The sequence below is a fragment of the Streptomyces sp. NPDC006435 genome, from assembly GCF_040612315.1.
Taxonomy (GTDB): Bacteria; Actinomycetota; Actinomycetes; order Streptomycetales; family Streptomycetaceae; genus Streptomyces.
On sequence record NZ_JBEXPY010000001.1, the window covers coordinates 23,557 to 46,474 of the forward strand.

Below are 22,918 nucleotides of genomic sequence, written 5' to 3' on the forward strand. Positions count from 1 at the left end.
TTCGACAGATTCGACAGATTCGACAGAAACGTCCGGGAGAGTTCGCAGTTCGGGGGAGGTGACCGCGTGACCCTGTTCCTCGGTCTCGGCATCGCGGGAATCGCCCTGCTCGTCCTGTCCCTGATCTTCGACGGAATCCTCGAAGGGCTCTTCGGGGGCGTCCTGGGCGGCTTCTTCGACGGGCTCCTGTCCCTGCCGGTCATCGCCGGATTTCTCTCGATGCTCGGTTTCGGAGGAGCGATCGTGCTCGGCACCACCGGACTCGGCACGGTCGCCGCGATCGTCGCCGGAGGTCTGGCCGGAATCGTCGCGGCCCTGCTGACCTGGAAGTTCAGCAAGGTCCTGATGCGGGACCAGACCGACTCCACACCACGTGGGGACGACCTGGTCGGCACGTCGGGCTCGGTCGTCACGGCCATCCCGGCCGACGGCTACGGCGAGGTCCTGCTGCGACTCGGGGGCCAGACCGTGAAGTTGTCCGCGAAGAGTTCGGCTCCGATCGAACGGGGCACCGAGATCTGGGTGGAGGCCGCGCTGTCGACCACCTCCGTCGCGGTCCGTCCCGTCGAGCGCTGACCGTCCACCGACCGATCGACACACCCTCGGTGCGCCGCGCCGGACCGCGCCCGCACCGACCGATCAACCGATACACCCGCGATGCGCCGCGCCGAACCGCGCCCGCACCGCCCGAATCGAACTGCCGCCCCCACAGGGAGGCAGGGGGGACATGTCCATGAGCCCAGTCGTGATCGCAGTCATCGGAGTCGTCGTGCTCCTGGTGATCCTCGCGCTCGCCGTCATCACCCGCTACAAGGTCGCCGGGCCCAGCGAGGCGTTCATCATCACCGGCCGCCGCGGCAAGAAGTCGACGGACCCGGTGACCGGCCGCACCAGCATCGACAACAGCGGCCAGAAGGTCGTCGTCGGCGGCGGTGTCTTCGTGGTCCCGTTCGTCCAGCAGAAGTTCACCCTGGACCTGTCCAGCCGGCAGATCCCGGTGGCCGTGCGCGGCGCCGTGACCCTGCGCGGCGTCAAGTCCAACCTGGACGGCGTCGCGATCGTCAAGGTGGGCGGCAGCGAGGAGACGATCCGGGCCGCGGCCCAGCGCTTCCTCCAGCAGCAGGACGGCATCGTCCGCTTCACCCAGGAAGTGCTCTCCGGCGCGCTGCGCGCCATCGTCGGCCGGATGTCGGTCGAGGACATCATCCGCGACCGTGCGGCGTTCGCCAGCCAGGTCGCGGAGGAGGCCGAGGCCAGCCTCTCCGGCCAGGGCCTGATCCTGGACGCCTTCCAGATCCAGGACATCACCACCGAGGGCTCGTACCTGGAGGACCTCGGCCGTCCGGAGGCCGCCCGCGCCAAGCAGGAGGCGGACATCGCCGAGGCGGTCGCCCGGCGTGCGGCCGAGCAGGCCCGGCTCAAGGCGGAGGAGGAGATCGCGATCGCGCAGCGGACCCTCTACCTGAAGCAGGCCGAGATCAAGGCCCAGACGGACGAGGCCGCCGCCCAGGCCAACGCGGCGGGCCCGCTCGCCGAGGCCGCCCGTCAGCAGGACATCCTCAGCGAGCAGGAGAAGGTGGCGGAGCGGCAGGCCGCCCTGACCGACCGCGAGCTGGACACCAAGATCCGCAAGCCCGCCGACGCCGCCCGCTACCAGGCCGAGCAGGAGGCGGAGGCCCGCCGGATCGCCCAGGTCAAGGAGGCCGAGGCGGCCGCCGAGCGCGCCCGGCTCACCGGTGAGGGCGAGAAGCTCCAGCGTTCGGCCCTCGCCGAGGCCGTGCGCATCGAGGGTGAGGCGGAGGCCGCGGCCATCGCCGCGCGGGGTACCGCCGAGGCCGAGGCCATGCACAAGAAGGCGGACGCCTTCGACCGGTACGGCGAGGCGGCCGTGCTCCAGATGCTGGTCGAGGTGCTGCCGCAGGTCGTCGCCAAGGCGTCCGAGCCGCTCAGCGCCGTGGACAAGATGACCGTGATCTCGACGGACGGCGCGAGCCAGCTGTCGCGCACCGTCACGGACAACGTCGCCCAGGGCATGGAGCTCCTCAGCTCCACCACGGGCGTCGACATCGCCGGGCTGCTGAAGAACCTCAAGGCCGGCAGGTCCGAGTCCGCCCCGGCGGCCCCGGCCGAAGTGCCCGCGCAGGGCGCGAAGGGCGCCGCGTCCGACGGAAAGATCGAGATCACCGACTGATCCGGCCCCACGCCATGAAGGTGCCCGGCCGATGTTCCACCGGCCGGGCACCTTCATGTCCGGACACCTTCATGTCCGGGCGGCACCTTCGACGGGAGGGCGACGGGGCGTGGTCCGGAGCGGGGCCGGGCAGGGCGGAACGGGGCGAGGCGGGGCGGGGCGGAACGGGGCGGTGTGCCACCCGGTCGGGTCCCGCTCCGTGGCGGGGTACGGAGCCCGCAAAAGTCTCCGGATAAGGTAATGCGCCGATAAAGAGATCACCAAGCATGTCCGAAAACAGCCGTACCTCTCGGGAGGAAGCCATGGGAACCCACCGCACCACGCTGCCCGGAGTCGGTGTGCAGTACGACTACACGACCGAGTCGGGCCAGCACATCTCCGTCGTCGTCCACCACGACGGGCGTCGGTTCATCGGCTTCTACGACCAGGACGACCCCGATTCATGCCTCCTCTCGGTACCCCTGACCCCGCAGGAGGCCACCGGCCTGGCCCACCTCATCGACGCCGCACCCATCGACGCCGTGCGGACCGAGGGCATAGATCTGGTCACCGAGCACATCCCGCTCGGGACGCGTTCCCCGTACGGCGGTCGGCTGCTCGCCGACACCAAGGCCCGGACCCGGACCGGCGCCTCGATCGTCGCCGTCCTGCGGACGCACAGCGCACACCCGTCGCCCGGCCCGGAGTTCCGGCTGGCCATCGGGGACACACTCGTCGTCGTCGGTACTCGTGAGGGCGTCGACGCGCTCGCCGACATCATCTCGGAGGGCTGACCGTGCACGACACGACCGCACTGCTGGTGGAGCTCGGCTCCGTCATTCTGGGCCTCGGGCTCATCGGCCGATTCGCCGGACGGATAGGTCTCTCGCCGATCCCGCTCTACCTGCTGGCCGGCCTCGCCTTCGGCGACGGCGGCCTCCTCCCGCTGGGAGCCAGTGAGGAATTCACCGCCGTCGGCGCCGAGATCGGCGTCATCCTGCTGCTGCTCCTGCTCGGACTGGAGTACAGCGCGTCGGAACTGGTCACCAGTCTCAAGACCCAGTACCCGTCCGGCGCCGTGGACTTCGTGCTCAACGCGACGCCGGGCGCGGTGGCGGCGCTGCTGCTCGGCTGGGGGCCCGTGGGGGCCGTCGCACTGGCCGGGGTCACCTGGATCTCCTCGTCCGGCGTCATCGCGAAGGTCCTCACCGACCTGGGACGGCTCGGCAACCGGGAGACGCCCGTCATCCTCGGCGTCCTCGTCATCGAGGACCTGTCGATGGCCGTCTACCTCCCGCTGCTCACCGCGATGCTCGCGGGCGTGGGCCTCGCCGGGGGCAGCATCGCACTGCTCATCGCGCTCGGCACCGTCGGCTTCGTGCTCTACCTGGCACTGCGGCACGGGCGGTTGATCAGCCGGGCCGTGTCCTCCGACAACCCGGAGATGCTGCTCCTGGTGGTCCTCGGCCTGACCGTCCTGGTCGCCGGTGTGGCCCAGGAGCTCCAGGTGTCCGCCGCGGTCGGCGCATTCCTGGTCGGCATCGCGCTCTCCGGTGAGGTCGCCGAGGGCGCGCGCAAGCTGCTGACCCCGCTGCGGGACCTGTTCGCCGCCGTCTTCTTCGTCTTCTTCGGGCTCTCCACCGACCCGGCCGAGATCCCGCCGGTGCTGCTGCCGGCGGCGCTGCTGGCCGTCGTGACCGTCTTCACCAAGATCGGCACCGGTTGGTACGCGGCCCGGCGCGCCGGGATCGGCGAGCGCGGGCGGTGGCGGGCCGGCGGGACGCTCGTTGCGCGCGGCGAGTTCTCCATCGTCATCGCCGGTCTGGCCGTGGCGACCGAGCCCCGCATCGGCCCCATCGCCACCGCGTACGTCCTCATCCTCGTCATCGTCGGACCGCTCACCGCCCGCTGGACCCAGCCGATCGCGGCACGCGTCCAGTCGTGGCGCGGCCGGGGCGACGACACCGGCAAGGGCGGCGGCCCCGCGACCCGTCCGGCACCCGCCGCGCAGGACCCGGCCGCACAGGCCGCACAACCCGCGCAGGCCGCACAGGCCACGCAGGAGCAGTCCGTGGAAGGGCAGCCCGTGAAGGAGCAGTTGGCCTCGTCCACGGACTGAGGCCGGACACCGTACGGGTGACGGACGGGGGCGCGACCGAACCGGTCGCGCCCCCGTCTGCGTGTCCGCCGCCGTACGGGACGCCTGCGGCGGGATGTCCTCGGCGTGGTGTCCTCGGCGTGGTGTCTACAGCGGGGTCGCCGCGTGCAGGATTCCCACCAGCGTCACCGTCGCGTTGAGGGACGACAGCGCCGAGGCCGCCGTGCCGGCCCCCGCGACGAGGGCCGCGAAGGAGGCGTGGGCGGAGGACGGCGGCCACAGCCGGGCCGACGGAACGGGGGCCAGGAGCGCCGCCACCCGGCGCGGTACGGGGCCCGCCGCCGGGGACGCGAAGGCCGGGAAGCCCACCGGGGCGGCCGGGGCGCGGTGCGAGAAGAGCGCCGCCCTGCCCACCGCGACCGCCACCACCCGCCGGTCGCCGACCACTCGCGCGGCCTCCTCGTCCGCCCACCGCTCGGTGCTGAACGACACCGCCGTGCGCAGCGGCAGCAGGAACGGATTGGCGCGCGCCGCGAGCTGGACGGCCAGCAGGTAGCGGTGGTGCCGGGCGGCCAGATGCGCCCGCTCGTGGGCGATCAGGGCCCGGTACTCGTCGGCGTCCAGGCACTCGGCCATCGCGGTCGAGACGACGACCCGGCCCGGACCGCCGGGCAGTGCGTAGGCGTACGGCTCGGAGTCCGGGAGCAGCGCGACGTCGCCCGAGACGACGGACGGGGCGGCGGCCAGGGCCCGTACCGCACGGACGCGCAGCAGCACGTGGCGGCAGACCGTCCACCCGCACGCCACGAGCACCGCCGCCAGCGCGCCGATCGCGACGATGCCCGCATTCACCTCGTACGGGATCGCGTCCCGCACCTCCGGGTCCGACCAGCTGTCCGGCAGCGGATTGCCCGGGAGCTGCGCGGTGCCCACCACCACCAGCAGCCCGAGGCACAGCGTGCTGCACAGGGCGAGCAGCGTGCCGACGACGGCGAGCAGCCGGGTCGCGCTGCGGGGGTGCAGATGCTGTTCGGCGAGGCGCGCGATCGGCAGCGCGGTCAGCGGCAGTACGAGCGGCAGACAGACGAAGACACCCATCGGTCGGTTACAGACCCTCCGTGTCACGGCGGCGACCGGGGCCGTCCGGGGCGTCCGCCCGCGCCAGCAGTTCGCGCAGCCGCTCCTCGTCACCGGGGGAGAGCGCCGAGACGAAACGCGCGAGCACGGCGTCCCGGTCCCGTTCGCCGTCCAGGACGCGCCGCATCCGCAGGGCCGCGAGACCTGCCTCGTCGGAGGCGGACGTCCAGGTGTAGGAACGGCCCTCGCGGGACCGGGTCACGGCCTTCTTCGCGTAGAGGCGGGAGAGGATCGTGATGACGGTGGTGTAGGCGAGGTCGCCGTCCAGGTGTTCCTGGACCCAGCCCGCCGTCGCGGGACCACCGGCCGAACGCAGCACGGCGAGCACCTGGGCCTCCAGCTCGCCCTGCCCGCGCCTGCGGAGCCGGCCACCGGCCGGGACCGCGCCGTGGTCCGGGCCGGCTCCGGCCTCGGAGCCGATGCCGGAGCCCGTGTCGATGCCGGAGCCGGTGCTGGTGCCGATGCCCGTGTCGATGCCGGTTTCGGGGTCCGGGTCCGGGTCCACCCGTTCGTGCGGGTCGTGGAGCGATTCCGGGGCGGCGGGCACTCCGTCGCGGGGTGGTTCGTTGTCCGGGTGCCGCCGGCCGGGCCTGGCCGAGTCCATCGGGGTCCGCCCTTCTGCGCTGCCGCGCCCGCCGCGGCGTCGCAGCATCCTACTTACCACCGGTTCCGGCACGCGGGGGACGCCTCTGCTGCTAACTTCTACACGTCTGTAGAATTGGAACCCACTCCGGCAACACACGCAACGTATGGAGACGTCATGGCACTGTGGGATCGGATCAAGGAATCCGCTTCGTCGATGCAGTCGCAGCTGGAAGCGAAGAAGAACGACCTCAAGAGCGGGGCGTTCCGCGACGCGAGCATGGCCATGTGCGCCCTGGTCGCCGCCGCCGACGGTTCCATCGACCCGTCCGAGCGCCAGCGCGTCGCCGCCCTGATCACCAGCAACGACGTTCTGCGGAACTTCCCGGCGGACGACCTCCAGCGCCGCTTCAACGACTACGTGAACAAGCTCACGGCCGACTTCGCCTTCGGCAAGGTCAGCGTGCTCCAGGAGATCGCCAAGGCGAAGAAGAAGCCGGCCGAGGCGCGCGCCGTCATCCAGATCGGCATCGTCATCGGCGGCGCCGACGGCGACTTCGACAAGTCGGAGCAGGCCGTCGTACGGGAGGCGTGCTTCGCGCTCGACCTCCCGCCGCACGAGTTCGACCTGTAGGACCCCGCCCGCGACCGACGGTCGTACGCCCTCCGGGGCCGTTCATGGACCGGCCGACCGGTCCCCCGAACCGCCGGGACCCCCGCGGACCGACCGACCACCGGTCCGCTCCCGGCAGGCCGGGGGTGCACAACTCCCCCTGCGCACCCCCGGCCACTCGCTTCCCGGCCCGGCGCCCGTTTCCCGTGCGGGCGCCGGAGCACCGGGCCGCCGCGCCGCCCTCCCGCTCCCGCCGGCCGCCCTCCCGCTCCCGCCACGCCGCACCCCCTCTCCCCGCCGTGCCGCCGCCTCACCCGCAGCCGCCGCCCACGGGCTCCCGTCCGGCCGGTGGCTTCACGCGCGCACAGATCAAGTTGCCTAAAACCTTTAGGCAACTCCATAATGGCTTTCGCCGAACAGGAGAAGCATTATGGTTCGAGTGGGACTGACCCCGGAGCGCCTGACACGGGCGGGCGCGGAGCTCGCCGACGAGGTGGGCTTCGACCAGGTGACCGTCTCGGCACTCGCCCGACGGTTCGACGTCAAGGTCGCGAGCCTGTACTCGCACGTGAAGAGCTCGCACGACCTCAAGACCAGGATCGCCCTGTTCGCACTGGAGGAGCTGGCCGACCGGGTCTCCGCCGACCTCGCCGGGCGGGCGGGCAAGGACGCCCTGGCCGCCTTCGCGAACGCCTTCCGCGACTACGCCCGGGAGCACCCCGGTCGCTACGACGCCGCCCGGCTCAGGCTCGACCCCGAGACGGCGGCCGTCAGCGCCGGCGTCCGGCACGCGCAGATGACGCGCGCCATCCTGCGCGGCTACGACCTGTCGGAACCGGACCAGACGCACGCGGTCCGGATGCTGGGCAGCGTCTTCCACGGCTACATCAGCCTGGAGCTGGCCGGCGGCTTCAGCCACACCGCCGTCGACTCGCAGGAGTCCTGGCTCTGGACCCTGGACTCCCTCGACGCCCTGCTGCGGAGCCGGGGCACGTCCTGACCGGCGGGCAACCGCTCCACCGGAGACGGCCGTCGCGCCGTGCCGTGCACCGGCGCGCCCGGACCACTCGTACGCCTCGTATGCCTCGTACGCCTCGTACGCCTCGTACGCCTCGTGCAACACCTCGTACGCCTTGATCGACAGGCTGGACAGAACCATGAGCACCGAACACGGCTGGACCACCACGCCCATCACCGCGGACCTCCTGCGCGGCTTCCTCGACCTGGAGCCGACCGCGCGCGGCCTGCTCCCGCACCGGCTGCCCGCCGCGGCGCGCCGCCAGATCCCCGACGAGCAGCTGGCCATGGCCGAGGCCCAGCCGTCCGGCGTGCGACTGGTCCTGCGCACCCGGGCCACCGCCATCGAGCTGGACACGCTGCCCACCAAGCGCGCCCACCGGGGCTTCCCGCCCCCGGCGGACGGCGTGTACGACCTGCTGGTCGACGGCCGTCCCACCGACCGGGCCACGGTGACCGGCGGCAACGTCCGCACGATCACCGACATGGTCGCCCAGACCTCCGAACTGACCGAGGGGCCGGTCGGCACCGCCCGGTTCACCGGCCTGCCGGCCCGGGACAAGGACGTCGAGATCTGGCTCCCGCACAACGAGATCACCGAACTGGTCGCCCTGCGCACCGACGCCCCCGTCGAACCGGTGCCGGACCGCGGGCGCCGGGTGTGGCTGCACCACGGCAGCTCCATCAGCCACGGCTCCAACGCCACCAGTCCGACCGCCGTCTGGCCGGCCCTGGCCGCGGCCCGGGGCGGGGTGGAGCTGATCAACCTGGGATTCGGCGGCGGCGCCCTGCTCGACCCGTTCACCGCACGCGCCGTGCGGGACACCCCCGCGGACCTGATCAGCCTCAAGATCGGCATCAACATCGTCAACGCCGACGCGATGCGCCTGCGCGCCTTCGGCCCCGCGGTGCACGGCTTCCTCGACACCGTCCGCGAGGGGCACCCGACCACGCCGCTGCTGGTCGTGTCCCCCGTCCTGTGCCCGGTCCAGGAGGACACCCCCGGCCCGCTCGCGCCCGACTTCTCCGACGGCACCCTGAAGTTCAGGGCGACGGGCGACCCGGCCGAGCGCGCCGCCGGGCGCCTGACCCTCGGCGTCATCCGCGACGTGCTCGCCCGGATCGTCGAGCAGCGGGCGGCCGACGATCCGAACCTGCACCACATCGACGGCCGCGACCTGTACGGCGAGCAGGACCACGCCGAGTTCCCGCTGCCCGACGGGATCCACCCCGGCCCCGAAGGACACCGCCGCATCGGCGAGAACTTCGCACGGCTCGCGTTCGGCCCGGACGGCCCCTTCGCCACCGAGGCCGGCTGACGGGCGGCGGGTCCGGGTCCGGGGCCGGGTCCGGGTCCGGGGCCGGGTCCGGGTCCGGGTCCGGGGCCGGGTCCGGGTCCGGGTCCGGGGCCGGGTCCGGGTCCGGGTCCGGGTCCGGGGCCGGGTCCGGGTCCGGGTGCGGGTGCGGGTCCAGGTCCGGGTGCGGGGCCGGTCCCGCCGTCGCGGTCCCGCCGTCACAGCTCCTTGGCGGGCCAGTCCAGCAGCCGGGCCCCGATGACCGCCGTCTGCAAGGTGTAGCGGTGCATCGGGTCGGACGGGTCGGACCCGGTCAGCTGGTGTATCCGCTCCAGGCGGTAGGTGAGCGCCCGGACGCTCAGCGACAGCCGACGGGCCGTCTCGGCGGCCACGCAGCCCGCGTCGAAATAGACGGCGAGCGTCTTCAGCAGGGGCACGGCGCCGCCGCGGGCCTGCTGGAGCGGGCCCAGCTCGTTGCGCACCAGATCCGCCATCGCCTGCCGGTCGCGGGTCAGCACCGGGTAGACCAGCAGGTCCGCCGAGTGCAGCACCGGGTCCTCCAGGTCCATCCGGTCCGCGAGGTCTAGGGCGTCGAGCGCCTCGTCGTACGAGTGGACGACGCCGCCGGGGCCCTTGTGCGGGCGGCCGATCGCGACCCGGCCGCCGTCCGTCGCCGCGTGCGCCTGCTTGGCGAAGTACCGCAGGACGTCGGGCTGGCTGCCCGGCGCGATGCAGACCAGCCGCCCGTCCTTCGTCGTGATCAGGATCTTCCGGCCGCTGAACCGGGTGAGCAGCGCCGCCTCGACCGTGCGCGGCACGGAGTCGGTCTCCGTGTACGCATCCGGGCCCGTGGCCACCGCGACCGCATGGGCGCGCGAGAGCCGCAGCCCGAACCGGGTGGCCCGCTCGGCGAGCCGGCCCAGGTCGCTGCGCCCGTACAGCAGGTCGTCGATGAACTCGCGGCGCGCCGCCTCCTCCCGCCGCACCGTCATCCGCTGGGCCCGCTCGAAGCCCTCGGCGAAGGCGTCGACGGCCTGCTCGACCACGGCCAGCACCGTTTCGGTGGCCGTCGCGTCGGCCGTGACGCCCAGCGGCCAGGAGGTGCGGGTCGCCGCGAGGTGCATGCCGACCAGGGCGCGCAGCTGGTACCCGGCCTCGGCGGCCTCCCGGCCCAGCCGACGGCGGTCGTCCAGCTCGTCCCGGGTGAGACGGCGGCCGGTGGCGGCGGCATCGGTCAGGATGTGGACGTAGTCCCCCAGGCACTCCTCGGGGATCTCCGGCTCCGCCACGCGCTTCTCCTCCAGTCCTGACGCGACTTTGACAATCGCTCAACGCATATCGGGTGATGCCGGTGCCCGGCATCAAGGACGAGTAAAGATTGCCGGACTCCGGCAGTGCGACACCGGCCCCCCGAATGACACGATTCCGTCAGCACCACAACGGGGGAACACGGGGGAAATCGGGGGAAATCCCAGCTGTCGCGGCGCAGTTTCGCGCTGCCCGCGACAGCCGGGACCGCCGCCCGCCCGAACCGGAAGAACAGCAGCCGGAAGAACAGCAGGGGGAGGAACGATGCGGGAGTTCCTGAGCGCGGCGACTTCCTTTCCGACCGTTCCGTTCGGCGCCGCCCTGGTCGTCGTCGTCTTCTTCTGGCTCCTGGTACTGGCCGGGGCCGCGGACCACCACTCCTTCGACGGGGACCTCGACACCGACCTCGCCGGGATCGGCGGGGTGCCGGTCACCGTCACGGTGTCCGTGATGGTCGTCGTCGGCTGGTTCACCAGCCTCACCGGCACCGTCCTGATGCACCGCAGCGGCACCACCGGCCTCGTCCGGGCCGGATTCGCCTGCGCCGTGTTCGCCGGGGCGCTGCTGGTCGGCTGGATCGCGACGCGGGGCTTCGTGCGCTGCTTCCGCCGGCGCTTCCCGGACGAGCCCCCGCCGTCGCGGCAGGACTTCCTCGGCCGGGTCTGCACCATCCGCACCGGCTCCGTCAGCTCCGACTTCGGCCAGGCCGAGGTCGTGGCGGCCGACGGATCCACCGCCGTCGTCCAGGTCAGGCTGGCCGGACCGGCGGACGGCGCGGCCCTCGTCCCGGGCAGTACGGACGCCCTCACCTCGGGCAGTGCGGGACTGCTGTACGCGTACGACGACGCGGGAGAGTTCTTCTGGGTCTCGGCGTACGACAAGGCCCTGGACCCGGGACCGCCGCCGCCATCACGACCACGCACGGCGCAGCGCACGGGCGCGCGCCGCACCCCACGCCGCACCGGCTGACCCGACCGGACCCCCGGCACCACCCGCCGGATCCCGTCGCACCCGCCGCACGGTGAACCGCCCGGCGCCCCGTCGCGCCGCCGGCCCCTTCGCTCCGCCTTCTTCATCACCAGCCGCCAAGGACTGTCATGGATGCCATCACCTTGGGCTTCGGCGTGCTCGTAGCCGTCGTCCTGCTCATCGCCGTCGCCCTGCTCTTCGTCATCACCCGGCTCTTCCGCAAGGTCGAGCAGGGCAAGGCGCTGATCATCTCCAAGACCAAGAAGGTCGACGTCACCTTCACCGGTGCCGTCGTCCTGCCGGTGCTCCACAAGGCCGAGAGCATGGACATCTCGGTGAAGACCATCGAGATCCGCCGCACCGGGCGCGAGGGGCTGATCTGCCAGGACAACATCCGCGCCGACATCCACATCACGTTCTTCGTCCGGGTCAACAAGACCGTCGAGGACGTCATCAAGGTCGCCCAGGCCATCGGCACGGAGCGGGCCAGCGACAAGGTCGCGATCCAGGAATTCTTCGCCGCGAAGTTCTCCGAGGCGCTGAAGACCGTCGGCAAGCAGCTGGACTTCGTCGACCTGTACACCAAGCGCGAAGAGTTCCGGGACCGGATCATCCGGGTCATCGGGACCGACCTGAACGGCTACCACCTCGACGACGCCGCGATCGACTTCCTGGAACAGACGCCGATGACGCAGCTCGACGGCGCGAACATCCTGGACGCGCAGGGCATCCGCAAGATCACCGAGCTGACGGCGATCGAGCACGTGCGCACCAACGAGTACCAGCGCACCGAGCAGAAGGAGATCACCCGGCAGGACGTCGACGCCCGCGAGACCATCCTGGAGCTGGAGCGCCGGCAGGCCGAGGCCGAGATCAAGCAGCGCCGCGAGGTCGAGACGCTGCGGGCCCGCGAGGAGGCCGCCACGGCCAAGGTCCAGGAGGAGGAGCGGCTCGGCGCGCAGGCCGCGTTCATCCGCACCGAGGAGCAGCTCGGCATCCAGCGCGAGAACCAGGCCCGGGAGATCGCCGTCGCGCAGAAGAACCGCGAGCGGGTCATCGCGGTGGAGAACGAGCGCATCGAGAAGGACCGCCTGCTGGAGGTCATCGGGCGCGAGCGGCAGACCGAGCTCGACCGGATCGCCGCGACGAAGGAGGTCGAGGCCGAGCGCCGCGAGGTCGCCGACGTGATCCGCGAGCGGATCGCGGTGGACCGCACGGTCGCCGAGCAGGAGGAGTCCATCAAGACGCTGCGGGCCGTCGAGGAGTCCGAGCGCACCCGCAGGTCGGTCATCATCGCCGCCGAGGCGGAGGCCCAGGAGAAGCTGGTCAAGGACATCAAGGCGGCCGAGGCCGCCGAGGCCGCGGCCTCCCACCTGGCCGCCGAGCAGCTGACGCTCGCCGAGGCCCGGCTGAAGACCGCGGACCTGGACGCGCAGGCCAAGCTGCGGCTGGCCGAGGGCATCCAGGCGGAGTCCGCCGCGCCCGGCCTCGCGGAGGTCCAGGTGCGGGAGGCGGAGGCCGACGTCATCGAGAAGGCCGGTCTCGCCGAGGCCGAGGCCACGTCCGCCCGGCTGAAGGCCGAGGCGGAGGGCGCCCGGCTCAAGGCCCTCGCCGAGGCGGAGGGCACGCAGGCCCAGGCGGTGGCCGACGCCGCGATGATCGGCGAGAAGCTGAAGGCCGAGGCGGCGGGCCTCACCGAGAAGGCCGCCGCGATGGCGGCGCTGGACGACGCCTCGCGCGGTCACGAGGAGTACCGGCTGCGGCTCGCCGCGGAGAAGGAGATCCGGCTGGCCGGGCTCGACGTGCAGCGGCAGGTGGCCGAGGCCCAGGCGACGGTGCTGGCCACCGGCCTGGAGAACGCCGACATCGACATCGTCGGCGGGGAGTCGGTCTTCTTCGACCGGCTGGTCTCGGCCGTCTCGATGGGCAAGGGCCTCGACGGGTTCGTGGAGAACTCGGACACGGCGAAGGCCCTCGCCGGTCCGTGGCTGAACGGCACCTCGTCGTTCACCGAGGACCTGACCCGGATGGTCGGATCGGTCTCGACGGGCGACGTCCGCAACCTGACGGTGTCGGCGCTGCTGACCCGGATGATGCGGGCCCCGGGGACCGGCGTCGCACCGGGACAGGTGCAGCAACTGCTGTCCGCCGCACGCGAGTTGGGTCTTGCCGATGTGCCGGTCTCCGCGGTGACCGGGGCCCTGGCGGCGGGCGACGCGCCCGCGGTCGTCGAAGCGGCGCCGGTCGAGACGCCCGTACCGGCAGGAACCTCCGCACCGGTCGGGGCCGCAGCCCACAACGGGACGCCGGTCGCCGGGTAACGACCGCCCGACCGGCCCGGCCCGGGGTCCACCGCACAGGCCCCGGGCCGGGCCACCCCGTCCGGAACGGCCCGCCGCCCGCCGCCGGAACCGTCCCACCGCCCCGCCGCCGGAACCGCCCGCCCCGCGGACCTCGCAGACCTCGCAGACCTCGCAGACCTCGCAGACCTCGCAGACCTCGCAGAAAGAGCCGCGCGTATGGACACCGACACCACGACCGCGACGCCCACCGGCGGCCCCGTGGACGCGGGAACGTACGACGTGCTGCGCCGCCGGCTGGGCGACCGGGCCGCCGAACTGGCCCGCCGCGCCGAGGCGCTCAACGCCCGGCGCACCGAGGAGTTCGGCTCGACCGAGCTCCGGCTCACCGGCACCGAGCAGATCCGCACCGAGCAGGCGTCGGTCCCCCGCGACCTGGTGGCCGTCGGCGGTCGGCTGCTGTTCGGCTTCGAGCGGGGGCCGGGCGCGACCGGGACCGCCGAGGTGTCCGACGTGCTCGCCCTGTACGGGCCCGAGCTGGACGCCCCCGTGGCGGGCGGGCCGCCGGCCGACGAGGACTTCGTCCGCGAGTTCACCGCCCTGCACCGCTACTACCGCGACGCCCGGCTGCTGCGGCTGCGCCGGGTGGACGGGAAGCTGCTCGCCGTCTTCCGCACCGGCGAGAGCGCGGACGGCATCCGGGTGCTGCGCTGGGCGCTCGCCGCGGACGGTTCGCCGGGCGCCTTCCTCGACGCGCGCGGCGACCGCGACCACGTCTTCCCGCCGTCGCACGACTTCACCTGGACCGTCGCGGGCCGCGAGTCGCACGTGGCGGGCCGGCACCCGCACATCGCGGTGGGCGGCGACGGCGACGGCTCGCGGGCCGTGCTGTTCGTCGACACGCTCGGCGGCACCCTCACCGTCAAGACGGAGAACGACACCGACACCCCGCACGGCATCTACGAGGAACCGGTCACCGAACCCCTCCAGTCCCTCGCCGACGCCGAGGTGGAGCACGCCACGATCGGCCCGCTGGTCCTGCTCCGGGTCCGCCCGTACAACGAGGAGTCCTGGCGGCACCTGGTCTTCAACTCGCTGCTCGGCACCGTGCTGCGGCTGGACGGCATCGGCCCGGCCTGCCACCGGCTGCCGGAGGACCAGGGGATCATCTTCCCCGGCGGCTACTACCTCACCACCGGCACCGCCAAGACCTTCGACATCGCCGAGCCGCTCTCCGCCCCGCTCTTCGAGGGCGCCGTCCGCTCCCCGAACGGCGAGGACGTCCTGTACGTCTTCCGCTCCCCCGACGACGGCCGCAGCCTGCTCCTGCCGTACAACCTGATCCGGCAGGAGGTCGCCACCCCGCTCCAGGGCCGCGGCCACGCCCTGCTCGACGACGGCACGCTCGTCCTGCTGCGCACCACCCCCACGGCCGACGAACCGGCCCGGGTCCACCAGGTGCAGCGCTGGCACACCCCGTACGTCTCCGACACCCACGCCGCCTCCCGCCCCGCCTCCGACGGGCCGCTGGCCCGGGTCGGCAACGCCGATCTGGTGCGTGGCATCTCCGACTGCCTGGCCCTCGCCCACGGCGCCACCGAGACCACCCCGACCGCCGCCGTGTACGCCCGGCTGGTCGCGGACTGCGTCCGCGCCACCGACCGCTACCACTGGCTCACCGACCCCGAACTCGGCACGCTCGCCGACCCGTTGGCCGAACTCAGGTCCACCGCCGAGCAGGTGCTGACCGAGTTCGAGACGGTGCGGGAGCTGACCCGGCAGGCCGCCGACGCACTGGCCGAGGCCACCGAGAACATCACCGCGCTCGTCCGCCGCAGCCGCGGCGAGGTCCCGCGCACCGCCGCCGAGTGGGTGGACCGGCTCACCGAACTGCGCCGCGCCCACGGCCACGTGGCAACCCTCGCCGAGATGCGGTACGCGGACACCGAACGCGTCGCGGAGCTCTCCGCCGACACCGCCGCCGACATCGAGGCGGTGGCCCGGCGCGCCGTCTCCTTCCTCTCCCGGGACGACGCGTTCGCCGGCTACCACGAGGACATCGCCCGCCTCACCGCCGAGGCGTCCGCGCTCGCCACCGTCGCGGACGCGGCGGCGCTCGGCGACCGGCTGACGCGGACGACGGAGGGGCTCGGCACCGTCACGGACGTCGTCGCCGGGCTCGACATCGGCGACGCCACGGTCCGGACCTCCATCCTGGAGCGGATCGCGGAGGTCCTCGGCGGGGTCAACCGGGCCCGCGCCACGCTCGACGCGCGCCGCCGCGAACTGCTCGACCGCGAGGGCCGCGCCGAGTTCGCCGCCGAGTTCGCGCTGCTCGGGCAGGCCGTCACGGGGGCGATCGCCGCCGCCGACACCCCGGACGCCTGCGACGACCAGCTCGCCCGGCTGCTGGTGCGGCTGGAGGACCTGGAGTCGCGGTTCGCCGAGTTCGACGACTTCCTCACCGAGCTGGCCGACCGGCGGACCGAGGTCCACGAGGCGTTCTCGGCCCGCAAGCAGACCCTGCAGGACGCCCGCGCCCGGCGGGCGGAACGGCTGGCCGACTCCGCGGCCCGCATCCTGGAGACGGTCTCCCGGCGGGTGTCGGCCCTGCCCGACCCGGACGCCGTCCACACCTACTTCGCCTCCGACCCGATGGTCGCCAAGGTCCGCCGCACCGCGGACGAGCTGCGGGAACTCGGCGACCCGGTGCGCGCGGAGGAACTCGACGGGCAGCTGCTGGCCGCCCGCCAGGAGGCCGGCCGGGCGCTGCGCGACCGCAGCGAGCTGTACACGGACGGCGGCGCCACGATCCGGCTGGGCCGGCACCGGTTCGCGGTGAACACCCAGCCCTTCGACCTCACGCTCGTCCCGCACGGGGACCGGCTCGCGTTCGCGCTCACCGGCACCGACTACCGGGCGCCGGTCACCGACCCCGGGTTCGAGGAGACCCGCCCGTACTGGGAGCAGACCCTCCCCTCCGAGTCCCCGCACGTCTACCGGGGCGAGCACCTGGCGGCCCGGCTCCTGGCCGAGCGGGGCGCGGACGCCCTGGCCGCCCTGTCCCCGGACGAACTCGCCGCGCTGGTGAGGGAGTCGGCCGCAGCCGCGTACGACGAGGGCCATCAGCGCGGGGTCCACGACGAGGACGCCGCCGCGATCCTCGCCGCCCTGCTGCGGCTGCACCCCGCGGCCGGTCTGCTGCGCCGGCCGCCCGCCGTGCGCGCGGCGGCGCAACTCTTCTGGGCGTACGGCACGGACGAGGCCCGGCGCGGCTCGTGGACCCGGCGGGCGGTCTCGCTCGCCCGCGCCCGCGACACTTTCGGCCTCGCCCCGGCCGTCGCCGCCCTCCAGCGGGAGTGGGCGGCCGCCATCCGTGACGACAACTCCTGGACCGCACCTGCCACTTGGGGCGACGACACCGGGACCGACGGCACCACGCACGACGGCATCGCGTCCGACGGGACCGGACCCGAGAGCGCCGGGACGGTCGACCCGGTGGCCGTCGCCGAATACCTCTTCGAAGAATTGACAAGCGGCCCCGCCGGTTTCGTCACCAGCGCCACCGTCCGCGTGTTTCTCGACAAGTTCCGTCGTACGACCGGCACTTCGGCCTACGACGAGGACCTGGCCGCGCTGGGTGACGACCTCCACGCCCGCCGTCAACTTGTCGAGGGCTGGCTCACCTCGTACGCCGCTGCGAGCGGTACCCGACTCGACGCGGGGGATTTGGCCGAGTCGGTCGCCGTGGAGCTCTGCCCGGAACCGGTGCTCGAACGGTACGAGTGCGAGGCCCCGCTCACCGAGCGGGTGGACGGCCTGCTCGGCACCCACCCGCGCATCGACCGGGGCACGCTGACCGTCCGCATCGACGAACTCCTCGCCCGCACGGACGGGTTCCGCGCCCGGGTCGTCCCCGGTTTCCGGGCCTACCAGCGCCGGCGCACCGCCCTGGTGGACGCCGAGCGGTCCCGGCTGCGGCTGGACGACCTCCGGCCGCGCGTCATGTCGGCGTTCGTCCGCAACCGGCTGCTGGACGAGGTGTACCTGCCGCTGATCGGCGACAGCCTCGCCAAGCAGATCGGCACCGCGGACGCGGACCGGCGCACCGACTCGCAGGGCCTGCTGCTGCTCGTCTCGCCGCCCGGCTACGGCAAGACGACGCTGATGGAGTACGTCGCCGACCGGCTCGGCCTGGTCCTCGTCAAGATCAGCGGGCCCAACCTCGGCCACGACGTGACCTCGCTCGACCCGGCCCAGGCCCGCACCGCGACCGCCCGCCAGGAGATCGAGAAGATCAACTTCGCGCTGGAGTCCGGCAACAACACCCTGCTCTACCTCGACGACATCCAGCACACCTCGCCCGAACTGCTCCAGAAGTTCATCCCGCTCTGCGACGCCACCCGCCGCATCGAGGGCGTCAGGGACGGCGAACCGCGCAGCCACGACCTGCGGGGCAAGCGGTTCGCGGTGTGCATGGCGGGCAACCCGTACACGGAGTCGGGGGCCAGGTTCCGCATCCCCGACATGCTCGCCAACCGGGCCGACGTCTGGAACCTCGGCGAGGTGCTGAGCGGGCGCGAGGACGTCTTCGCGCTGAGCTTCGTGGAGAACGCGCTGACCGCCAACCCGGTGCTCGCCCCGCTCGCCGGGCGCTCCCGCGAGGACCTCGCCCTGCTCGTACGGCTGGCCTCCGACGACTCCTCGGCTCGCGCGGACCGGCTCGAACACCCCTACCCGCCCGCCGACGTGGAACGGATCGTCGCCGTCCTGCGCCATCTGCTGACCGCCCGGGAGACGGTGCTGGCCGTGAACGCCGCGTACATCGCGTCGGCGGCGCAGACGGACGCGACGCGCACCGAACCGCCGTTCCGGCTCCAGGGCTCCTACCGCGACATGAACAAGATCGCGGCGCGGATCGTGCCGGTGATGAACGCGGCGGAGCTCGACGCAGTCATCGACGACCACTACGCGGGCGAGGCCCAGACACTGACCTCGGGCGCCGAGTCGAACCTGCTCAAACTGGCCGCGCTGCGCGGCCGGCTCACCGCCGGGCAGTCCGCGCGCTGGGCGGAGATCACCGCCTCCTACGTGCGCGCGCAGGCGCTCGGCGGGCCGGACGGCGACCCCATGACCCGGGCCGTCGCCGCGCTGGGCCTGCTCGCGGACCGGATCGCGGCGGTCGAGTCGGCCATCGTCCGGGTCGCCGACCCGCGCCATCTGCTCACCAACCCGCAGCCCCGGCACGCGGCGCCGCATGCCGAACCGCCGCCGGAGAACCGCTGACGGCTGCCGATGCCTTTCGTCCGGATCATGCCGGCTCGTCCGAACGAAAGGCCCTGGTCCGACACTCACCGGCCACCCACGGAGGAGAGGAGCAAGGCATGCTGGGACACGTGCCCCAGCTTCCCCAGCAGCCCCAACGTTCCCCGTTCAGCGGACACATGGTCGTCTGCGGCGACGACGCGCTGGCCCGGCGGCTCGCCGTCGAGCTGCGCTACGTGTACGGGGAGCGGGTCACCCTCGTCCTGCCGCCCGGCCGCGACGACCGCAGGCCCGAACTGCCGCTGACCGGACGGACCCTGGCGGCGGCGCTGTTCGGCCGGATGTCCTCGGCGATGAACCGGACCGGCGGCACCGGCGGGGGCGGGGCCGACGCCCTCGGCGACGACACCAACGCCGGTGTCGAGGCCGTCCGCATCACGGAGGCGGCGGAGCCGTCCGACGAGGCGCTGGAGGAGGCCGGTGTCGGATCGGCCGCCGCGCTGGCGCTGGTCTACGAGGACGACGAGCGCAACATCCGCGCCGCGCTGACCGCACGCCGCATCAACCCCCGCCTCCGGCTGGTCATCCGGCTCTACAACCGCAAGCTGGGCCAGCACCTGGAGGCCCTGCTCGACCAGGCCGCCGCCCTCGCCGTGCCCGGCCTGGACCGGGCCGCCCTGGACGCCTCCACCACCGTCCTGTCCGACGCCGACACCGCGGCCCCCGCCCTCGCCGCGACCGTCCTCACCGGCTCCAGCAAGGTCATCCAGGCGGAGGGCCTGCTGCTGCGCGCCGCCGAACGCACCCCGCCCGGCGAGGGGCAGATCGCCGACCCCGGGCTGTGCACCCTCGCGCTGCTCTCCTCCACCACCCATGACCCGGCGGGCGCCGAGGGCTCCGACAGCAGCGGCGCCGAGGGGCCCCAACTCCTTCCGGACGAGCGGCAGTTGTCCGCCGCGACGGACCGGGGCACGGTGGTCCTGGAGGCGGTCAGCCAGGCGGGCCCGTCCGGGCCGCCGTCCCGGATGGGCGGCCGGGGGGCGCCGCTGAGCCAGGTCTTCTCACGGCGGCTGCGCTGGTCGGCGCTGGGCGTCGGCCTGGCCGTGGTGGGCCTCGCCGTCGCCTCGACGCTCTCCACCGGCGACGACCCGCTGCACGCCGCGTACCTCACGCTGCTCGACCTGTTCGCGATGGGCGACCCGGCGGTCGGCGAACCGACGGCCCGCCAGCTCATCCAAATCCTGTCCGGGATCGCCGGGTTGATGCTGCTGCCGCTGCTCGTGGCGGGCGTGCTGGAGGCGTTCGGCTCGATCCGCACTGCGTCCTCCCTGCGCCGCCCGCCGCGCGGCCTGTCCAACCACGTGGTGCTGCTCGGCCTCGGCAAGATCGGCACCAGGGTCCTCGTCCGGCTGCGCGAGCTCAACATCCCGGTGGTGTGCGTGGAGGACGACCCGGACGCGCGCGGCATCCCCGTGGCCCGGCGGCTGCACGTGCCGGTGGTCCTGGGCGACGTCACCCAGGAGGGCGTCCTGGAGGCGGCGAAGATCCAGCGCGCCCGCGCGCTCCTCGCCCTGACCAGCGCCGACATCACCAATCTGGAGGCCGCGCTGTACGCCCGCTCGGTCAAGCACGACCTGCGCGTGGCGCTGCGCCTGTACGACGACGAGTTCGCCACCGCCGTCTACCGCACCCTGCGCACCGCCCACCCGCAGGCCGTGACCCGGTCCCGGTCCGTCTCCCACCTGGCCGCCCCGTCCTTCGCGGTCGCCATGATGGGGCGCCAGATCCTGGGCGCGATCCCGGTCGAGCGGAAGGTGATGCTGTTCGCGGCGATCGAGGTGGCGGGCCATTCGCAACTGGAGGGCCGCACGGTGGAGCAGGCGTTCCGGGCCGGTGCCTGGCGGGTCCTCGCCCTGGACGCCACCCCGCCCGAGGACCGCCTCCCGGACCTGGCCACACCCTCCCCCGGCCACCCGGACCGCCCGTCCGGCCTGGTCTGGGACCTGCACCCCGGGTACGTGCTGCGCCCCCAGGACCGCGTGGTGATCGCCGCGACCCGCCGCGGCCTGGCCGAACTGCTCCGCCGACGCCGCCCGGTGGCACCGACGAGGCCGTGACGAGGCCCTGCCGAGGACGGGCCGGGAACGGGCCGGGGACGAGCCGGGCCCGCGAAAACCGGGCGGCCGGAAGGCCGGAAGGCCGGGCGGGCGGCGGAAATCCGGGTGCCCGGCGTCCGCCCGTCCCCCTACCCTCCCCCCATGGACACCGACGCCCCCGACCTCCTCAACGTGATCGACATCGAGGCGACCTGCTGGGACGGGCAGCCGCCGCCCGGCGCGGTCAGCGAGATCATCGAGATCGGGCTCACCGTCGTCGACCTGGGCGCGGCGGCCGGGGCCTCCCCCGTGCGGAAGGGGTCGAGGAAGCCGGGAATCCCGGGAAGGGTCGCCCGCCACCGCATCCTGGTCCGGCCCGCCCGGTCCACGGTCGGCGACTTCTGCACCGAACTGACCGGCCTCACCCAGGCGGAGGTGGACACGGGAATCTCCTTCGCGGAGGCATGCCGGCTGCTGGCGGCCGAGCACCACGCGGGGTCCCGGCCCTGGGCGAGCTGGGGCGACTACGACCGCAACCAGTTCACCCGCCAGTGCCGGGCCACCGGCACCCGGTATCCGTTCGGCCACCGCCACACCAACGCCAAGATCCCCTTCACCGCCGCCCACGGCCTGCGCAAGCGCCCCGGCATGGCACGGGCCCTGGAGATCGCGGGCCTCCCCCTGGAGGGCCGTCACCACAGCGGCGCGGACGACGCCTGGAACATCGCGGCCCTGATCCTGGACCTCGCGGCCCGGGACGCCTGGCCGGGGGAGCCCACCGCCTGACGACCGGGCCACCCGTGCGGCACGCCCCGGATCAGAGCACGCCGCCCATGGCCCCGCGCACCTCGTCCAGCGTCGCCCCGGCGATCTCGCGGGCACGCTCGTTCCCGGCCCGGAGCACCGACCGCACGTACCCCATGTCCCGCGCGTACTCGGCCCGCCGGGCCCGGATCGGCGCCATCCTGGTGTTGACGGCCTCGGTCACCGTCCGCTTGAGGGCCGCCGCGCCGCCCCCGCCGATCTCCTCCGCCACCGCGTGCGGGTCGCGGTCCAGGCAGAGCGCCGCCAGCAGCACGAGCGACGACACCCCGGGCCGGGTCTCCGGTTCGTACGTGATGTGCCGCTCGGCGTCCGTCCTCGCCCCCTTGATCAGCCGGGCCGTCTCGTCGGCGGTGGCGCCGAGCGCGACGGAGTTGCCCCGGCTCTTGCTCATCTTGGTGCCGTCGGTGCCCAGGAGCAGCGGCGCGGCGGAGAGCAGCGCGTCCGGTTCGGGGAACACCGCCCCGTACCGCTCGTTGAAGCGGCGGGCGACGGTCCGGGTCACTTCGAGGTGCGGCAGCTGGTCCTGCCCGACCGGCACCAGGTTCCCCTTGCAGAACAGGATGTCGGCGGCCTGGTGCACGGGGTAGGTGAACATCAGCCCGCTGACCGTGGACTGCCGGGAGTGCGCGATCTCGTCCTTGACGGTGGGGTTGCGGTTCAGCTCGGCGACGGAGACGAGGCTGAGGAAGGGCAGCATCAGCTGGTTCAGCGCGGGCACTGCGCTGTGGTTGAAGACCGTCGAGCGCTCCGGGTCGATGCCGACGGCCAGGTAGTCCAGCAGCATCGCCTCCATGTGCCCGGTGAGCCGGTCGGCGACGTCCCGGTCGGTGAGCACCTGGTAGTCGGCGATGATCACGAAGACGTCCACCCCGAGGTCCTGGAGCCGGACGCGGTTGTGGAGGGTGCCGAAGTAGTGCCCGAGGTGCAGCGGCCCGGTGGGCCGGTCCCCGGTCATCACCCGGAACCGGTCCGGGGCCCGCCGGATCTCCTCCTCCAGCTCGGCGCTGCGCCGCCGGGCGGACCCGGCGGCGGCGGACACGGACTCGACGGCGGGGGCGGGGGCGGGGGCGGTGTTCATGGGGTCTGTCTCCTCGCGGTGCTGGTTGCGTGGAGGACGGCCCGCCGGGATCGGCATCCGCACCCGTACGAGGGCAGAGAAAAGGGCCGTCCGTTTCGAACGGCCCTGATTCCGTGCAGAGGGGAGGCGGCCGCTCCTAGAAGGAGCGCCACCAGTTCCGGCACG

The 22,918-nt window shown here is 73.3% G+C and carries 16 protein-coding genes; 12 read left to right on the plus strand and 4 right to left on the minus strand.

The annotated features are described in order from the left end of the window. The first annotated feature begins 66 nt into the window (after positions 1–66). From ABZZ04_RS00135 to ABZZ04_RS00150, 4 genes are all read left to right on the plus strand, one after another. The gene (locus ABZZ04_RS00135) at positions 67–576 is read left to right on the plus strand and encodes an NfeD family protein (RefSeq protein ID WP_356929927.1); all 510 of its coding nucleotides are present in this window, start codon (positions 67–69) and stop codon (positions 574–576) included. Between the two features lie 157 nt (positions 577–733). Next, positions 734–2,191 carry an SPFH domain-containing protein gene (locus tag ABZZ04_RS00140; RefSeq protein WP_356930235.1) on the plus strand — a complete coding sequence of 486 codons (1,458 nt, stop codon included), beginning with the start codon at positions 734–736 and terminating at the stop codon, positions 2,189–2,191. Positions 2,192–2,493: 302 nt separating this feature from the next. Continuing rightward, positions 2,494–2,964: a TrkA C-terminal domain-containing protein gene (locus ABZZ04_RS00145; RefSeq protein WP_148832046.1), complete on the plus strand. Its 471-nt coding sequence runs from the start codon at positions 2,494–2,496 to the stop codon at positions 2,962–2,964. A 2-nt stretch (positions 2,965–2,966) separates the two neighbouring features. Further along, positions 2,967–4,289, plus strand: a complete 1,323-nt coding sequence (locus ABZZ04_RS00150) for a cation:proton antiporter (protein WP_356929928.1) — start codon at positions 2,967–2,969, stop codon at positions 4,287–4,289. A 126-nt stretch (positions 4,290–4,415) separates the two neighbouring features. Here ABZZ04_RS00150 and ABZZ04_RS00155 read toward each other — a convergent pair whose 3' ends face one another. Both ABZZ04_RS00155 and ABZZ04_RS00160 read right to left on the minus strand, forming a co-directional pair. Further along, complete coding sequence (locus ABZZ04_RS00155) at positions 4,416–5,366, minus strand: M56 family metallopeptidase (protein WP_356929929.1); 951 nt, start codon at positions 5,364–5,366, stop codon at positions 4,416–4,418. A 7-nt stretch (positions 5,367–5,373) separates the two neighbouring features. Beyond that, positions 5,374–5,826, minus strand: coding sequence for a BlaI/MecI/CopY family transcriptional regulator (locus ABZZ04_RS00160; RefSeq protein WP_356930236.1), 453 nt, complete (start codon positions 5,824–5,826; stop codon positions 5,374–5,376). A 339-nt stretch (positions 5,827–6,165) separates the two neighbouring features. Here ABZZ04_RS00160 and ABZZ04_RS00165 point away from each other — a divergent pair, with 339 nt between their 5' ends. The 3 genes from ABZZ04_RS00165 to ABZZ04_RS00175 all read left to right on the plus strand — a co-directional run bounded on the left by ABZZ04_RS00165 (position 6,166) and on the right by ABZZ04_RS00175 (position 8,936). Beyond that, positions 6,166–6,621 carry a TerB family tellurite resistance protein gene (locus ABZZ04_RS00165; RefSeq protein ID WP_148832043.1) on the plus strand — a complete coding sequence of 152 codons (456 nt, stop codon included), beginning with the start codon at positions 6,166–6,168 and terminating at the stop codon, positions 6,619–6,621. A 409-nt stretch (positions 6,622–7,030) separates the two neighbouring features. Next, positions 7,031–7,600, plus strand: coding sequence for a WHG domain-containing protein (locus ABZZ04_RS00170; RefSeq protein WP_356929930.1), 570 nt, complete (start codon positions 7,031–7,033; stop codon positions 7,598–7,600). 157 nt (positions 7,601–7,757) lie between these two features. Continuing rightward, positions 7,758–8,936: a GDSL-type esterase/lipase family protein gene (locus tag ABZZ04_RS00175; protein ID WP_356929931.1), complete on the plus strand. Its 1,179-nt coding sequence runs from the start codon at positions 7,758–7,760 to the stop codon at positions 8,934–8,936. A 194-nt stretch (positions 8,937–9,130) separates the two neighbouring features. Here the strand turns inward: ABZZ04_RS00175 and ABZZ04_RS00180 are convergent, their stop codons facing one another. Then, on the minus strand, positions 9,131–10,201 hold the full coding sequence (locus ABZZ04_RS00180; protein ID WP_356929932.1) for a helix-turn-helix domain-containing protein: 1,071 nt from the start codon (positions 10,199–10,201) through the stop codon (positions 9,131–9,133). A gap of 283 nt (positions 10,202–10,484) precedes the next feature. On the opposite strand from ABZZ04_RS00180, the gene ABZZ04_RS00185 reads away from it, so the two are divergent. The 5 genes from ABZZ04_RS00185 to ABZZ04_RS00205 all read left to right on the plus strand — a co-directional run bounded on the left by ABZZ04_RS00185 (position 10,485) and on the right by ABZZ04_RS00205 (position 21,636). Beyond that, positions 10,485–11,189 carry a hypothetical protein gene (locus ABZZ04_RS00185; RefSeq protein ID WP_356929933.1) on the plus strand — a complete coding sequence of 235 codons (705 nt, stop codon included), beginning with the start codon at positions 10,485–10,487 and terminating at the stop codon, positions 11,187–11,189. Between the two features lie 128 nt (positions 11,190–11,317). Continuing rightward, the gene (locus ABZZ04_RS00190; protein WP_356929934.1) at positions 11,318–13,510 is read left to right on the plus strand and encodes a flotillin family protein; all 2,193 of its coding nucleotides are present in this window, start codon (positions 11,318–11,320) and stop codon (positions 13,508–13,510) included. Between the two features lie 198 nt (positions 13,511–13,708). Continuing rightward, a complete protein-coding gene (locus tag ABZZ04_RS00195) occupies positions 13,709–18,775 on the plus strand; it encodes a DNA repair ATPase (protein WP_356929935.1) in 5,067 nt (1,688 codons plus the stop codon). A 98-nt stretch (positions 18,776–18,873) separates the two neighbouring features. After that, a complete protein-coding gene (locus ABZZ04_RS00200; protein WP_356929936.1) occupies positions 18,874–20,871 on the plus strand; it encodes an NAD-binding protein in 1,998 nt (665 codons plus the stop codon). 141 nt (positions 20,872–21,012) lie between these two features. Further along, a complete protein-coding gene (locus ABZZ04_RS00205) occupies positions 21,013–21,636 on the plus strand; it encodes a 3'-5' exonuclease (RefSeq protein WP_356929937.1) in 624 nt (207 codons plus the stop codon). 31 nt (positions 21,637–21,667) lie between these two features. Here ABZZ04_RS00205 and trpS read toward each other — a convergent pair whose 3' ends face one another. Continuing rightward, positions 21,668–22,753, minus strand: a complete 1,086-nt coding sequence (trpS, locus tag ABZZ04_RS00210; protein WP_356929938.1) for a tryptophan--tRNA ligase — start codon at positions 22,751–22,753, stop codon at positions 21,668–21,670. Positions 22,754–22,918: the final 165 nt, after the last annotated feature.

Coding starts and splice junctions, on each gene's coding strand:
- ABZZ04_RS00140 (WP_356930235.1), top strand. CDS start 734: ATGAGCCCAGTCGTGATCGCAGTCATCGGAGTCGTCGTGCTCCTGGTG.
- ABZZ04_RS00145 (WP_148832046.1), top strand. CDS start 2,494: ATGGGAACCCACCGCACCACGCTGCCCGGAGTCGGTGTGCAGTACGAC.
- ABZZ04_RS00155 (WP_356929929.1), bottom strand. CDS start 5,366: ATGGGTGTCTTCGTCTGTCTGCCGCTCGTACTGCCGCTGACCGCGCTG.
- ABZZ04_RS00165 (WP_148832043.1), top strand. CDS start 6,166: ATGGCACTGTGGGATCGGATCAAGGAATCCGCTTCGTCGATGCAGTCG.
- ABZZ04_RS00170 (WP_356929930.1), top strand. CDS start 7,031: ATGGTTCGAGTGGGACTGACCCCGGAGCGCCTGACACGGGCGGGCGCG.
- ABZZ04_RS00175 (WP_356929931.1), top strand. CDS start 7,758: ATGAGCACCGAACACGGCTGGACCACCACGCCCATCACCGCGGACCTC.
- ABZZ04_RS00185 (WP_356929933.1), top strand. CDS start 10,485: ATGCGGGAGTTCCTGAGCGCGGCGACTTCCTTTCCGACCGTTCCGTTC.
- ABZZ04_RS00190 (WP_356929934.1), top strand. CDS start 11,318: ATGGATGCCATCACCTTGGGCTTCGGCGTGCTCGTAGCCGTCGTCCTG.
- ABZZ04_RS00195 (WP_356929935.1), top strand. CDS start 13,709: ATGGACACCGACACCACGACCGCGACGCCCACCGGCGGCCCCGTGGAC.
- ABZZ04_RS00200 (WP_356929936.1), top strand. CDS start 18,874: ATGCTGGGACACGTGCCCCAGCTTCCCCAGCAGCCCCAACGTTCCCCG.
- ABZZ04_RS00205 (WP_356929937.1), top strand. CDS start 21,013: ATGGACACCGACGCCCCCGACCTCCTCAACGTGATCGACATCGAGGCG.
- trpS (WP_356929938.1), bottom strand. CDS start 22,753: ATGAACACCGCCCCCGCCCCCGCCCCCGCCGTCGAGTCCGTGTCCGCC.